Below are 15,300 nucleotides of genomic sequence, written 5' to 3' on the forward strand. Positions count from 1 at the left end.
CTTTTATATTCAAAGGGCTAAACGTAAGCAACGTTCACCACTTCGTATTCAACCTCACCGTTTGGTGTGTTGACCCGTGCAACATCGTCAATACCTTTACCAATCAATGCGCGCGCAATGGGCGAATTGATTGAAATGAGATTTTGCTTAATGTCAGCCTCGTCATCACCCACAATACGATAGGTAACTTCCTTTTCGGTCACTGTGTTATAAAGCGTCACAGTCGCCCCAAAAATGACTTTGCCTTGGTTTGGTACTTTGGTGACATCAATGATTTGCGCATTGGACAATTTAGCTTCAATTTCTTGAATCCGTCCTTCACAAAACCCTTGTTGTTCACGTGCCGCGTGGTACTCGGCATTTTCTTTAAGATCGCCATGTTCGCGCGCATCAGAGATAGCCTGAATAATACGCGGTCGATCTTCTGTTTTTAAACGTTTCAATTCTACCCGCAACATTTCTGCGCCGTGGGTAGTCATTGGAATTTGATTCATCGTTCTAAAACCCTTTTATGCAGTGCCTGCAACGAATTTACGCGCGCACGGTCATCTGCCGTATTCGCTTTCACTGTCGCAAACGCTGCGTTTAATGTTGTGGTATAGATTACTTTATTCAACAGCGCTTCACGACGAATGTAAACTGAGTCTTCAATCGCCTGACGCCCTTCAACTGTATTGATAATGTAACTGTACTCGCCGTTCTTAATTGCATCAACAATATTCGGCCGGCCTTCCTGCAGCTTGTTCACTACAGAGCACGCTATACCATCGTCTTTAAGTAATTTTGCGGTGCCGCGTGTCGCTTCCAGACTAAAGCCAAGCCCAATAAGACCTCGCGCCAAGTCAAACAAACGAGCTTTGTCGCCATCACGCACTGATAGCAAGGCTTTACCAGCTTTCGCCAGTGCTTCACCTGCACCCAAATTTGCTTTCGCATACGCTTCTTCAAAGCTTTCACCTACGCCCATCACTTCGCCAGTAGAGCGCATTTCAGGACCACGGATTGGATCCACGCCTTGGAACTTCGCGAACGGAATAACCACTTCTTTCACTGAGTAGTATGGCGGAATAACTTCTTCAGTATAGCCCTGCTGTGCAAGTGACTGTCCCACCATAACTCGCGCGGCAATTTTCGCCAGTGGCAAGCCCGTAGCTTTCGAAACAAACGGCACAGTGCGCGCTGCACGCGGATTCACTTCAATCAGATAAATTTCATCATCTTTTACCGCAAACTGCGCGTTCATCAAGCCATTAACACCCAGCTCAAACGCCAGTTTACGCATCTGATCACGCAACTCGTCCTGAATCTTATCGCTTAACGAATAAGGGGGTAATGAACAGGCGGAATCGCCAGAATGCACACCGGCTTGCTCAATATGCTGCATGATGCCGCCAATCAGTACATCGGTGCCGTCGCAGATGGCATCAACGTCCACTTCAATGGCGTTATCAAGGAAACGGTCTAACAGAACCGGTGCTGAATTTGAAACCTTCACGGCGTCGGTTAAGTAACGCAGTAAGTCAACTTCATCGTACACGATTTCCATGGCGCGACCGCCCAACACGTATGAAGGACGCACCACCAACGGATAACCAATACGCTCCGCTTCGCGCAATGCCTGTTCAACCTTAGTTACTGTTGCATTTTCAGGCTGCTTTAAACCCAACCGCGTTACGGCACTTTGGAAGCGTTCGCGGTCTTCCGCACGGTCAATCGCGTCAGGCGATGTACCAATAATCGGCACGCCGTTCGCTTCAAGCTCACGGGCCAGTTTCAGTGGCGTTTGACCGCCATACTGCACAATAACGCCTTTCGGTTTTTCAACACGAACAATTTCCAGTACATCTTCCAGAGTAATCGGCTCAAAGTACAAGCGATCTGAGGTGTCATAGTCCGTAGAAACCGTCTCAGGGTTACAGTTCACCATGATAGTTTCATAGCCATCTTCACGCAGCGCCAGCGCCGCATGAACACAACAATAGTCAAATTCAATACCTTGACCAATGCGGTTAGGCCCGCCACCAATAACCATGATCTTGTCGCGGTCGCTCGGCGCTGCTTCACACTCTTCATCGTAGGTTGAATACATGTATGCCGTGTCAGAACGGAATTCCGCTGCACAGGTATCAACACGCTTGTATACCGGGTGAATATTCAGCTCGTTACGACGACGACGCACTTCAGTTTCAGCCACATCAAGTAGATCGGCAATGCGCTTGTCGGCAAAGCCTTTACGCTTTAATAAACGCAATACGTATTCATCAAGGCCTACCATACCAAGCTTCTGAATTTCGTCTTCAAGCAGCACAATTTCTTCTATCTGAATTAAGTACCACTCATCAATGCGCGTCAGTTCAAATACTTCACGCACGGTCATACCCAAGCGAAATGCATCAGCAATATAGAAGATACGCTCGGCGCCTGGCTCTTTCAGTTCACGAATCACCTTGCCGCGCGATTCTGCGTCATTCGGATCAACCATCGGGTCAAAGCCTGACACGCCAATTTCCAGACCACGCAAAGCTTTTTGCATTGATTCTTGCTGGTTACGACCAATGGCCATCACCTCACCCACTGACTTCATCTGGGTGGTAAGGCGGTCGTTACATCCGGCAAATTTTTCAAAATTAAAGCGCGGTATCTTAGTAACCACGTAATCAAGCGCAGGCTCGAACGACGCAGGCGTTACACCGCCAGTAATTTCATTTTCGAGTTCATCAAGGGTATAGCCAACAGCAAGTTTCGCCGCCACTTTGGCGATTGGAAAACCTGTTGCTTTTGAGGCTAATGCCGATGAACGAGAAACCCGTGGATTCATTTCAATAATAACCATGCGCCCGGTATCCGGATCGACACCAAACTGCACGTTTGAGCCGCCGGTTTCAACACCAATTTCGCGCAATACGGCCATCGCCGCGTCACGCATCAGCTGATATTCTTTATCAGAAAGCGTTTGTGACGGGGCTACAGTGATTGAATCACCGGTATGGATGCCCATGGCATCAAAGTTTTCAATCGCGCACACGATAATGCAGTTATCTGCTTTGTCGCGAACTACTTCCATCTCGTATTCTTTCCAGCCAATTAACGACTGGTCAATCAGCAGCTCTTTGGTTGGCGATAAATCTAAACCACGGCGACAAATTTCTTCAAATTCTTCGCGGTTATAGGCAATACCACCACCGCTACCACCCATGGTGAAGCTTGGGCGAATAATTAGCGGGAAGCCAAACTCTTCCTGAATTTCGAAGGCTTGCTGTAAGCTGCGCGCCACTTTAGCATTTGGTGTTTCCAGCCCAATGGCTTTCATTGCTTTATCGAAACGATCGCGGTCTTCCGCTTTGTCGATAGCATCAGCGTTGGCACCAATCATTTCTACGTTGTACTTTTCAAGTACGCCATGCTTATCCAGCTCAAGAGCACAGTTAAGAGCAGTTTGCCCACCCATAGTCGGCAATACTGCGTCGGGGCGCTCAACTTCAATAATTTTAGCGACGACTTCCCAATGAATTGGCTCAATGTAGGTCACATCGGCCATTTCCGGGTCAGTCATGATGGTTGCCGGGTTTGAATTCACCAAAATGACCCGGTAACCCTCTTCGCGCAGCGCTTTACATGCTTGTGCGCCAGAGTAGTCGAATTCACAGGCCTGGCCGATAACAATCGGGCCAGCGCCAATAATCAGAATGCTTTTGATATCGGTACGTTTTGGCATAGTTACTGGCTCATCAATTCAATAAAGTGGTCAAATAACGGTGCGGCATCGTTCGGCCCCGGACTCGCTTCCGGATGGCCTTGAAAACTAAATGCTTTCACATCAGTGCGTTCAATACCTTGCAGCGTACCGTCAAAGAGAGACTTATGCGTCGCTTTAATGTTTTCCGGTAAACTTGCTTCATCAACGGCAAAGCCATGGTTTTGGCTGGTAATCATGACGCGTCGCGTGGCTAAGTCTTGCACCGGGTGGTTAGCACCATGGTGGCCAAGCTTCATCTTTATGGTTTTTGCGCCACTGGCTAACGCCAACAGTTGATGACCAAGGCAAATACCAAATATTGGCATTTTCGCCTCAATCAATTCTTGAATTGCAGTTATTGCGTAGTCACATGGCTCTGGGTCACCGGGGCCATTCGATAAGAACACACCATCTGGTTTCATCGCCAGCACGTCTTTGGCTGACGTTTGCGCCGGAACCAATGTCACCTTACAACCACGGTCCGCAAGCATTCTCAGAATGTTGCGTTTACACCCGTAATCATAAGCAACAACATGGAACTTCGCGTCACTTAATTCGTTAAAGCCCTGCCCGAGCTTCCAGCTTTTACTGGTCCACTCAACAGGTGTGCGGATGCTTACCTCTTTGGCTAAATCCAAGCCTTTCAAACCCGGAAATTGCTGTGCCAGCTCAAGCGCTTTGTCCGCATCAATTTCACCCGCGATATTGCCTGCAATAATGCAGCCATTCTGCGCACCTTTTTCGCGCAAAATGCGGGTTAATTTACGGGTATCGATATCCGCTATACCAACCACATTGCGTTGACGTAAGTAATCCCCTAGCGACTGCTCGCCGCGGAAGTTACTTGCCTTTAACGACAGGTCACGAATAATCAGGCCTTTCGCCCAAACACGATTCGATTCTTCATCTTCGTGATTGGTGCCGTAATTGCCGATGTGGGGATAAGTAAGAGTGACGATCTGTTCTGCGTAGGAGGGGTCGGTGAGAATTTCTTGGTAACCGGTCATGGCGGTGTTAAAGACAACTTCACCAACTGCGGTACCGCCGGCGCCAATCGCCGTGCCGTGAAAAACAGTCCCATCGGCAAGTACCAAAATGGCTTTACTTGCTGAGTGGCTCGCTAGAATACTCAAGGTTAACCTCCGTACATAAAAAAACGGGTGAATCAAATAATGACTTCCCCGTTGATTACCTTGCACCAGCGTCGGATATTCATTCAATGAATACCAGTGGAGTGCGCGTTTCAGCTTGCCTGAAAGTTACCGGCAAATTGATCGTATTCTACAGAAAATACGGCCTTGGGTAAACTGAAAAATCACGCGGCTTTAAGCTAAGCCAATTGTTTCAAAAGTGTATTCAACGCCAACATGTCAGCCATAGCATAACGCCCTTTCGCCTGCTGAGTTAACCACTGAGCGGCTTGCACCGCACCTTGTGCAAAAATAGTGCGATTACCCACTTTGTGCATCAACTCAATACGTTCACCCGGCTGCGCAAATAATACACTGTGCTCGCCAATGATGTCGCCGGCACGAATTACCGAAAAACCGATACTACCTGCTTCACGAACGCCGTCACCACGAATTCCTGCGGACACATTATCCAACAACTGACCACGGCCTGCGGCTGCACTTTCACCAAGAACTAGTGCGGTTCCTGACGGCGCGTCGCGTTTGGCGCTATGGTGCGCTTCAATAATTTCAATATCGCAGTTCGGTAGTGCCGCGCTAGTTAGTTTCACCAGCTGTTGCAACAAGGTGATGCCAACGCTGGTATTCGCGGCATATAAAACAGGTATCTGCTGCGCCGCAGCATCAATAGCTTGGTGTTGCTGCGCGTTTAGTCCGGTGGTGCAAATAACGATTGGCAGCTTTAACCGCTGTGCATGCTGCAAATTATCTGTCAGTGCCTGCGGTAGCGAAAAGTCAATCAGCACATCAGCTTGATGGGGCGCAAGCTCACTGAGTGTTTGATAACGCAGTGACGCGAATACTGGTTGCCCACGGTGTTCGGACTGATCACTAACTATTGCAGCAGTAACATTCAATCCTGCCTGCTTAGCAGCTGCAATAACGGCCTGTCCCATACGCCCGCTGGCCCCGAGAATTCCTACGTTCATAAAACCTCGTCGTTATTAGTTAATCGTTAATCGTTAATCGTTAATCGTTAGTGAGAGTTTAGCGAAGCTCACTGGGATTAGCTATAACCCTTTAACGACTCACGCTCCTTCCCCAACACCACTGACACAGCCATATCCCCTGTCACATTGGTGGCCGTTCGTGCCATATCAATAATTCGATCGATTGCCGCAATAAACGCTATTCCTTCAAGTGGCAAGCCAATAGCATTCAAGGTTACCGTCAACATAACCATTGCTGTGCCCGGCACGCCTGCGGTGCCCACAGATGCTAAGGTTGCAGTTAGCGTAATAAGCAAGTAATCGGCCCAATCAAGAGGAATCCCATAGATTTGAGCAATAAAAATAGCCGCAATTGCAGGATAAATACCGCCACAACCGTCCATGTTGATCGTAGCGCCTAGCGGGAGTACAAAACTCGCATACTCCTTTTTAACACCAAGTTTTTCTGTTATCGCCTGATGCGCTGCCGGAATTGTGCCGAAGCTGCTGCAGGTTGTGAACGCTACCAGTTGGGCTGAGAATATCGATTTGAAGAAAAACCAGGGCGACATGCCCGCCAAGCGCACCATCGTGCCGTACACAAACACAATATGAAGTAAGCAGGCTAAATAGATTGCACCAATAAACGCAGCCAGCGGTGTCAAGCTCGACAAACCATAATGCCCAACCACCCAGGCCATCAAACCTAAAACACCAAATGGCGTTAGCTCCAATACCATTTTGGTAATTCGATACATGACTTGCGCGCCAGCTTTTATCGCATCACCCAGCGGCTTCGCCACATCACCTAGCTGATTGATCGCAACGCCAACTAGCGCGGCAAACACCACGATTTGTATAACATTGCCCTCGGCTAGCGCAGCGAAAGGATTGGTTGGCACGAAGCTCAGCAATACCTCAATTGGCCCCGGAACAACTTTGGGAACATAGCCACTGTCAGCAACAAGATCTGGCGATGGGGTGACATTGAGTAACTGCCCAACTGCAAGCCCTATCAAGCTCGCAATTACGGCCGTCAATAAAAACAAACCTATGGTTTTTATACCAATTTTGCCAGCACGTTCGCCCCCGCCCAGTTGCAGGATTGCACTGACGATAGCCGTGAAAATTAACGGCGCAACCAACATTTTTAACGCGTTAATAAATAACGTGCCTAAGGGCCGCAATGACTGCGCGATTTCAGGTTGAACGACACCAATAATCACACCAACAGCGAAGGCACCGAGCACACGCTGCCAAAATGGAATTGCAAACCAAGCTTTAAACATAACACCTCTGTAAGTACGTTATTCGTTCTTCGTTATTCGTTATTAGTTATTCGTGCGTGCTTCGCACTGTTGGAATAGCGAAGCGGACGAACAGCGCAGCGGACGAATAACGAACAACGCTTTTGCTTTGTATTGTACTAACGCAGAGGCTTATGATTTAGTTCAATTTGGTCTGACTTATAACCGAGAAGTTTTATTGCCGATCGCACATAAGTAACCCAGCGCGAAACGCTGGGCTACAACTGCGGATAAAAAAGTGAGTTACATAGAACACAAGGGCTTACGACGATTAGCGCGCGCTTCTTGATAAATGGTTTGTAACTTTGGTGCGTAGGCCTCTATCGCTTGAATACGCGACTGTGGCGATGGATGCGTGGATAAGAATTCGGGGCCACTGGCACCACCAACTTGCGCCATATTACGCCACAAGTCAGCTGCTTGAGCTGGGTTGTAACCCGCCGCAGCCATATAATCCATGCCCAATTGATCCGATTCACTTTCATGAACACGCGAGTACGGCAGCAGCACACCGACTTGGGCGCCGATACCTAAAGCAGCCATAACAATCGCTGCCGTATCGTCTTCCAGTTGTGTCGCTGCAATCACTGAGCCGACTTGTAAACCAAGGCCTACAGCCATTTGATTGGACATCCGCTCGTTACCATGATCAGCAATCACGTGAGCAATCTCATGCCCAATAACAGCGGCAAGTTGGTCACGGTTTTCCGTAACTTTCAACAAGCCTGTATACACGCCAATGTTTTCTCCCGGAAGAGCAAAAGCGTTCACCTGCTCACTGTCGAAAACCGTGACTTCCCACTGTTTATCACGCCACGGGGTAGGTAAGACTGAAATTAAATCATCGGTAATACAGCGCACGTAGGCGTTAGTTGCCGCATCGGTACTAATTTTTTCCTTGGATTTCAATTGCGCATAGCTATCGTCGCCAAGTGATGCCAGTTGCCCGCTTGAGTACAGCATTAACTGATTACGCCCAGTCGGCGATTGTGTACAAGCAACTAAGACTGCGCTGCAGCCTAATGCGATCAATCCAATTTTAGTCCATTTCAGCATAACCCCTCCGTGTACCCGTTTGTCTTACGAGCGGAGATCGTCAAAGAACTGGCGAACTCCGTCAAAAAAACCTTTTTCTTTCGGCCGATACTTACCAGCTTCTTCGCCAGTTCCCATTGACTCTTCCAGCTCGTTGAGCAAATTACGCTGGCTTTCTGAGAGGTTCACTGGCGTTTCAATCACTACCTTGCAAATCAAATCACCAACCGCGCCTGAACGAACAGACTTCACACCTTTACCGCGCAGGCGGAACAACTTGCCAGTTTGGGTTTCGGCTGGCACCTTCAATTTCACTTTACCTTCAAGCGTTGGCACTTCAATTTCACCGCCAAGCGCTGCTCGCGTAAAACTTAAAGGTACTTCACAGTATAGGTTATTTCCGTCACGCGCGAAGATTGGATGTTCACGCACATGCACTTGCACATACAAATCACCTGATGGCGCGCCCATTTCACCCGCTTCGCCCTCGCCATTCAAGCGAATACGGTCACCTGTATCGACACCGGCAGGAATCTTCACCGACAAGGTTTTGGTACGCTCTACGCGACCATCACCATGACAAGTGCGGCACGGGTCTTTGATAACTTTGCCTCGACCACGGCAATGTGGACAAGGTTGCTGCACCGCAAAGAAACCTTGGCGCATTTGGATTTGGCCTGAGCCATGACAGTGACCACAGGTTTCTGCCGAGCTGCCAGCTTTTGCCCCACTGCCGTCACAGTCTTCACAGGTGCTCAGCTTAGGAATTTTCAGTTCAACTTCTTTACCGCGTACTGCATCTTCTAAATTCAGTTCAAGGTTGTAGCGTAAATCCGCACCGCGCTGCGCTTGCGGACGCCCGCGCCGACCGCCGCCGCCACCAAAAATGTCACCGAACACATCACCAAAAATGTCCGCAAAGTCAGCGGCACCACCGCCTCCACCAAAGCCACCTTGGCCTTGTTCAAACGCAGCATGCCCATATTGATCATAAGCCGCACGTTTTTGTGGATCCATCAGCACTTCATAAGCGGTTTTGACCTCTTTAAACTTTGTTTCAAGGTCTTTGTCGCCTTTGGTGCGGTCAGGGTGATACTTCATCGCCATTTTTTTGTAGGCTTTTTTGATGTCGCGTTCGCTAGCATCTTTGCTGACACCCAGCACTTCGTATAAATCTGGTTTCGACATAATTATGTGATTTCCACGTTCCTTTATATCCTGCCTGATACAAGCACACGGAGGCTACCTTGCGGCAACCCCCGTGTGTTGAATTACAGACACCCGGTGGGCGTGCCTTTACTTTTTGTCGTCTTTGACTTCTTCAAACTCAGCATCGACAACATCATCAGCGTCTTTCTTCGCGCTTTCGCCAGCGTCACCGCTTTCTTGCTGCGCTTTTGCTTGCGCCGCTTCCATCAGCTTGCCAGAAGCTTCGATAAGCGCTTGCTGCTTCGCTTCGATTTCGGCTTTGTCGTTGCCCGTGCCCTTAATCGCTGTTTCTAAGTCGCTAAGCGCAGTTTCAATGGCTTCCTTGTCACTAGCTTCAAGGCTATCACCAACTTCTTCAAGTTGCTTACGGGTACCATGCACAAGCGCATCAGCTTGGTTACGTACCTGCACCATTTCTTCAAACTTGCGGTCTTCTTCAGCGTGCGCTTCGGCGTCACGAACCATTTTCTCGACTTCGTCATCGCTTAAACCTGATGACGCTTTAATCGTGATTTTCTGTTCTTTGCCGGTATCCTTGTCTTTTGCAGATACATGCAAGATACCATCAGCATCGATATCGAACGTCACTTCAATCTGTGGTGCGCCGCGCTGTGCCGGGCGGATGCCTTCAAGGTTAAATTGCCCCAAAGATTTGTTATCCGCAGCACGCTTCCGCTCACCTTGAATAACATGCACGGTTACCGCTGACTGATTGTCTTCCGCTGTTGAGAAGGTTTGCGATTGCTTGGTAGGAATCGTGGTGTTCTTCTCAATCAACTTGGTCATCACGCCGCCCATGGTTTCAATACCCAGCGACAGTGGGCTTACGTCAAGCAATAGCACGTCTTTCACGTCACCTTGCAAGACACCCGCTTGTACCGCAGCACCTACAGCCACTGCTTCATCAGGGTTCACGTCACGACGTGGCTCCTTACCAAAGAAGTCAGTAACAACTTGCTGTACTTTCGGCATGCGGGTTTGTCCGCCGACCAAAATAATGTCGTTAATATCACCAACTGACAGGTCTGCATCTTTAAGCGCTTGCTTTAATGGCTCAAGCGTTTTTGCAATCATGTCTTCAACCAAAGACTCCAGTTTGGCGCGTGTTACTTTAATCGCCAAGTGCTTCGGCCCAGTCGCATCTGCAGTGATATACGGCAGGTTGACTTCGGTTTGTTGTGCTGATGACAATTCAATCTTAGCTTTTTCAGCGGCTTCTTTCAGACGCTGCATCGCTAAAGGATCTTTACGCAAGTCAATGCCTTGGTCTTTGTTAAACTGTTCAACCAAATAGTTGATTAAACGGTTGTCGAAGTCTTCACCACCAAGGTGCGTGTCACCATTTGTCGCTAACACTTCAAAGGTGTGCTCGCCGTCAACTTCATCAATTTCAATAATTGAGATATCGAAGGTACCGCCACCTAAGTCGTATACTGCAATGGTGTTGTCGCCTTTGTTTTTATCCAGGCCATACGCCAAAGCTGCTGCTGTCGGCTCATTGATAATACGCTTCACATCAAGGCCAGCAATGCGACCTGCATCTTTTGTTGCTTGACGCTGCGCATCGTTAAAGTAAGCCGGAACCGTGATAACAGCTTCCGTCACTTTTTCACCCAAATAGTCTTCCGCAGTTTTCTTCATTTTCTTCAGAACTTCTGCAGAGATTTGTGGTGGCGCTTTTTTCTCGTCGTTAATTTGTACCCATGCATCGCCATTGTCGGCTTCGACAATTTTAAATGGCATGATGCCGATATCGCGCTGAACTTCTTCGTCTTTAAAACGACGACCAATCAGACGCTTTATCGCAAATAAGGTTTTGTTCGCATTGGTTACTGCCTGGCGTTTTGCCGGTGACCCGACTAACACTTCGCCATCGTCAGTGAATGCGACAACCGAAGGCGTTGTACGATCGCCTTCAGCATTTTCAATAACACGTGGTTTTCCACCATCGAGTACTGCAACACAAGAGTTTGTAGTACCTAAATCGATTCCAATAATTTTACCCATGATTCATCTCCAACTTCATAATCCAAAATAGGTTTCATAACTCAGATATGGGGCAGCTTTTTCGCTTTTCAACACCCCAAGTAGGGTTATTAAGAATTTTTCACAACCATCACCATGGCTGGACGCAACAACCGCCCACTCAAGGTGTAGCCTTTTTGCATCACTGCCAAAATCGTATTGTTCTCATGCTCTTCTGACGGCTGCATGGCCATCGCTTGATGCAATTCAGGATTAAATGCATCGCCCACCTGACCAACCGCTTCAACACCAAATTTTGTAAGCGTTGATAACAAGTTCTTGTGCGTTAACTCAATGCCTTCTAAAAAGCTTTGGTTAACGTCATCAGCGGCGGCGGCTATTTCCAGCGCGCGTTCTAGATTATCTACCGAGTCCAACAGCTCACCGGCAAATTTTTCCAAGGCGAATTTGTGGGCTTTATCCACATCCAAGGCAGCCCGGCGGCGAACATTTTCCATTTCGGCAACAGCTCGCACTGCACGGTCATTGGCATCTTCTGAACGCTGTTCAGCTTGGCTCAAAGCAAGCTCTAAATCGGCTAAACGTTGTTGTGTTTCGTCTTGCACGGTATCTTTTGCAGCGTCCTGCTTATTTTCTTGCGCATCGACTTGCTGCTCTTGCGTTTCCGCTTGCGTGTCTACCGCTTGCGTTTCCTGTTCAGCTTGAGCTGACGTGCTTGAATCATTTTTGGTCATAACTGCGTACTCTTGTTGAAATTCACAAATGAACAATAATTTGTTGTGATATAACTTACCTTGCAGCCAGTTATGGGGTCAGCTGCTGGCGATTCAAGTCAAAGCAGGCGAAAAAAGGAAAAAATATGTCTACCAAGGCACAACCACAATTTCAGCGTATTGCCTTAATTGGTAAGGTTCACCATGAAGCAACGCGCAACACCTTATTAAAACTAGAACACAGCCTGCTCGACTTAGGGTTTGACGTGATCATTGAATCGCGTACGGCAGAGCAACTTAACTCTACCCGCGCCCAGATATTGCCGTTGCATCGTTTAGGCGAGGCAGCCGACCTTGCCGTAGTAGTAGGCGGTGATGGCAACATGCTCGGTGCAGCACGCATCTTGTGCGAAGCCGATATCGCGGTTATTGGTGTGAATCGTGGCAACCTCGGCTTCTTAACGGATATCGACCCCGACCATGTTATTGAACAATTAAAAGCCGTGTTAGCCGGCGAATACCAAACTGAACAGCGTTTTTTACTGCAAGCCGAAGTATTTCATAATGGCAAATCAAAAAGTGTGGGCCGCGCCATCAACGAGGTTGTTCTGCATTCGGACAAAGTTGCCCACATGATCGAATTCGAAGTGTACGTAAACGACGAATTTGTTTACAGCCAGCGTTCCGACGGCTTAATCATCAGTACACCGACCGGCTCTACTGCCTATTCACTTTCTGGCGGTGGTCCAATCTTAACGCCAGGGCTCGACGCTATCAGCATGGTTCCCATGTTCCCTCACACCTTAAGCAGCCGCCCTATTGTTGTCGATGGACACAGTATTATTAGGTTACGGGCAGCTACCGAGAACGACACCCTGCAACTGAGCTGTGACGGGCATGTGCGTATGTCGGTGCAACCTGAAGACGATATTGTTATTCAACAACACCCACAACGGCTGCGTTTAGTACATCCAAAAGACCATAGCTATTACCGCGTATTACGCAACAAGCTGGGCTGGGGTAGCCGCGTTTTTTAAATTTTATTGCGCCCACTTGCATTACTGTATAAATACTGTATAACTACTGTATACTTAAACAGTGCTTGAGGTATCCTATGCTGCTTCATATGCAAATCCGCAACCTTGCGGTTGTTCGTCAACTTGATGTCGACTTTATTTCTGGAATGACAGCCATTACCGGAGAAACCGGTGCCGGTAAATCAATTGCGCTTGATGCCCTCGGCTTATGCTTGGGTAATCGTGCCGATGTTGATTTAATCCGAGCTGACGCTGAAAAAGCAGAAGTTACTGCAACCTTTCATTTGAACGAAGCGACTTCTCCGGGCCGGCAGTGGCTGGCTGAACAAGAATTACAAGATGATGAACCAAGTGCCTGTGTCTTACGCCGTTTAATTACTCGTGAAGGCCGCTCCAAAGCATGGATAAATGGCTACCCAGTCACTGTATCGCAACTCAAACAACTCGCACCGTTATTGGTTAATATTCACGGGCAACATGAACACCAACTGCTGACACGCCCAGAACACCAACTCAATTTGCTCGATGCTTACGCGCGCCATCAAGGGTTGCTCGATGATGTTCAGAACGCATACCAAACTTGGTACAGCCTGCGCAAACAACAAAAGCAGTTACTGCAGCAACAAAGCGATGTTGAATCGCGCATGCAGTTGTTGCGCTATCAAGTAACAGAGTTAAACGAATTTGCGCTGGCAGAAGGCGAATATGTTGAACTTGAGCAACAGCATAAACGGCTAACTAACAGCGCTGCATTGCTCGAAGATTCGGGTTTTGCTTTGAACGCCATCTATGAAGGCGAGCACAATAACGCCTTCAGCTTATTGCAAAACGCCGTAAGCCGTTTAGAGCAGCAATTAGACACCGATCCTGCACTCACTGAGGCGGTGCGCATGCTAAAAGACGCAAGCGTACAAGTTGAAGAAGCAGCGCGCGAATTGCGCCAGTATCAAGACAACATCGAATTAGATGATGAGCAGTTGATCACAGCTGAACGCCGCGTAAGTCAAGCGGTTCATCTTGCGCGCAAACATCAGTTGGAACCGAGCCAGTTGCCGCAACATCACCAGCAATTGCTCACTGAGCTCAATCAGCTGGAATCCAACCAAGCCGAGTCCGTCGATATTGACGCGCGTGTTGAAAGTGCCGCAGCCAAGTACCGTCAGGTTGCAACCAAACTCTCTGAAAGTCGTAAAAAGGCGGCTCATGAATTGAGTGAACGCATTGCCAAAAGCATGCAGCAACTGAATATGCCACACGGCCGATTTGTGATTGATGTTGACCATCAAGCCCAAGCACCCGCAACACGCTTGGGCACCGATGAAGTTTGTTTCACGGTTACAGCGAACCCGGGGCAGCCGTTACAGCCTTTGGCCAAAATCGCTTCCGGTGGCGAACTGTCGCGCATCAGCCTCGCCATTCAGGTGATTACATCCAGCCAATTAACCACGCCAACGTTAATGTTCGATGAGGTTGATGTGGGTGTTAGCGGCGCAACTGCGGCAACCGTTGGAAAATTATTACGCCAGCTTGGGGAATCAAATCAAGTTATCTGTGTCACACACTTACCGCAAGTTGCAGCGAAAGCGCATCAGCAACTACGCGTGGATAAAGTCACAGACGGTGCCAGTACTGAGACGCACATGGTCAGCCTTGACCAAAATGCGCGTGTTATTGAACTGGCTAGACTGCTCGGTGGTGATGAAATTACTGAAACAACCAAGGCTAATGCTGCTGAATTACTTGCGGTCGGTTAGGTCCATTGTTTATCATCGAGCACAGAATCATTAATCAACAGCAGGTGTTATGAAAGCTTTAGTTATTGCAGGTAGTTTATTAGTTCTTAGCGGATGCTCCGTTTTTGACAGTTGGGTGTATCGGATTGACGTTCCGCAGGGTAACTACCTTGAGCAGCGTGACATCGATCAGCTTCGCATTGGCATGACCAAAGAGCAGGTTGCTTACGTCGTTGGCAAGCCCGTTGCTGAAAATGTTTTTGATCAAGATGTGTGGTATTACGTATTTAACTTAAACTCTGGTCGAAGCAAGAGCGAAGATTATCAGCACAAAGTCATCCTAACTTTTGAGCAAGATAAGTTAGTTGCCTATGAAGGTAACTTCGATCGACCAGAAAACTTCGACACACCGCTGGAGCAGTAAT

Annotated in this window: 12 protein-coding genes; 3 read left to right on the top strand and 9 right to left on the bottom strand. The window is 48.3% G+C overall.

The window, feature by feature from the left end; all coding sequences use genetic code 11:
- Positions 1-17: 17 nt before the first annotated feature.
- The 9 genes from greA to grpE all read right to left on the bottom strand — a co-directional run bounded on the left by greA (position 18) and on the right by grpE (position 12,126).
- Positions 18-494, bottom strand: coding sequence for a transcription elongation factor GreA (gene greA / locus EGC76_RS00670; RefSeq protein ID WP_128351099.1), 477 nt, complete (start codon positions 492-494; stop codon positions 18-20).
- Positions 491-3,715, bottom strand: a complete 3,225-nt coding sequence (gene carB / locus EGC76_RS00675) for a carbamoyl-phosphate synthase large subunit (RefSeq protein WP_128351100.1) — start codon at positions 3,713-3,715, stop codon at positions 491-493. The genes greA and carB overlap by 4 nt, the downstream gene beginning before the upstream one ends.
- A gap of 2 nt (positions 3,716-3,717) precedes the next feature.
- On the bottom strand, positions 3,718-4,869 hold the full coding sequence (gene carA / locus EGC76_RS00680) for a glutamine-hydrolyzing carbamoyl-phosphate synthase small subunit (RefSeq protein ID WP_128351101.1): 1,152 nt from the start codon (positions 4,867-4,869) through the stop codon (positions 3,718-3,720).
- Positions 4,870-5,066: 197 nt separating this feature from the next.
- Positions 5,067-5,855 carry a 4-hydroxy-tetrahydrodipicolinate reductase gene (gene dapB, locus EGC76_RS00685; protein WP_128351102.1) on the bottom strand — a complete coding sequence of 263 codons (789 nt, stop codon included), beginning with the start codon at positions 5,853-5,855 and terminating at the stop codon, positions 5,067-5,069.
- 77 nt (positions 5,856-5,932) lie between these two features.
- Positions 5,933-7,144 carry a dicarboxylate/amino acid:cation symporter gene (locus EGC76_RS00690; protein WP_128351103.1) on the bottom strand — a complete coding sequence of 404 codons (1,212 nt, stop codon included), beginning with the start codon at positions 7,142-7,144 and terminating at the stop codon, positions 5,933-5,935.
- 261 nt (positions 7,145-7,405) lie between these two features.
- Positions 7,406-8,218 carry a M48 family metallopeptidase gene (locus EGC76_RS00695; RefSeq protein ID WP_128351104.1) on the bottom strand — a complete coding sequence of 271 codons (813 nt, stop codon included), beginning with the start codon at positions 8,216-8,218 and terminating at the stop codon, positions 7,406-7,408.
- Between the two features lie 24 nt (positions 8,219-8,242).
- Complete coding sequence (gene dnaJ, locus EGC76_RS00700) at positions 8,243-9,385, bottom strand: molecular chaperone DnaJ (RefSeq protein WP_128351105.1); 1,143 nt, start codon at positions 9,383-9,385, stop codon at positions 8,243-8,245.
- Between the two features lie 108 nt (positions 9,386-9,493).
- Positions 9,494-11,413: a molecular chaperone DnaK gene (gene dnaK, locus EGC76_RS00705; RefSeq protein WP_128351106.1), complete on the bottom strand. Its 1,920-nt coding sequence runs from the start codon at positions 11,411-11,413 to the stop codon at positions 9,494-9,496.
- A gap of 89 nt (positions 11,414-11,502) precedes the next feature.
- The gene (gene grpE, locus EGC76_RS00710; protein ID WP_128351107.1) at positions 11,503-12,126 is read right to left on the bottom strand and encodes a nucleotide exchange factor GrpE; all 624 of its coding nucleotides are present in this window, start codon (positions 12,124-12,126) and stop codon (positions 11,503-11,505) included.
- Positions 12,127-12,251: 125 nt separating this feature from the next.
- Between grpE and nadK the strand changes: the two genes are divergently transcribed.
- The 3 genes from nadK to EGC76_RS00725 all read left to right on the top strand — a co-directional run bounded on the left by nadK (position 12,252) and on the right by EGC76_RS00725 (position 15,299).
- On the top strand, positions 12,252-13,142 hold the full coding sequence (gene nadK / locus EGC76_RS00715) for an NAD(+) kinase (RefSeq protein ID WP_128351108.1): 891 nt from the start codon (positions 12,252-12,254) through the stop codon (positions 13,140-13,142).
- Positions 13,143-13,219: 77 nt separating this feature from the next.
- The gene (gene recN, locus EGC76_RS00720; protein WP_128351109.1) at positions 13,220-14,896 is read left to right on the top strand and encodes a DNA repair protein RecN; all 1,677 of its coding nucleotides are present in this window, start codon (positions 13,220-13,222) and stop codon (positions 14,894-14,896) included.
- Between the two features lie 49 nt (positions 14,897-14,945).
- A complete protein-coding gene (locus EGC76_RS00725; RefSeq protein ID WP_128351110.1) occupies positions 14,946-15,299 on the top strand; it encodes an outer membrane protein assembly factor BamE in 354 nt (117 codons plus the stop codon).
- Position 15,300 lies beyond the last annotated feature (1 nt).

Origin of the sequence: Pseudidiomarina gelatinasegens, from assembly GCF_004025325.1 — a bacterium.
Taxonomy (GTDB): Bacteria; Pseudomonadota; Gammaproteobacteria; order Enterobacterales; family Alteromonadaceae; genus Pseudidiomarina; species Pseudidiomarina gelatinasegens.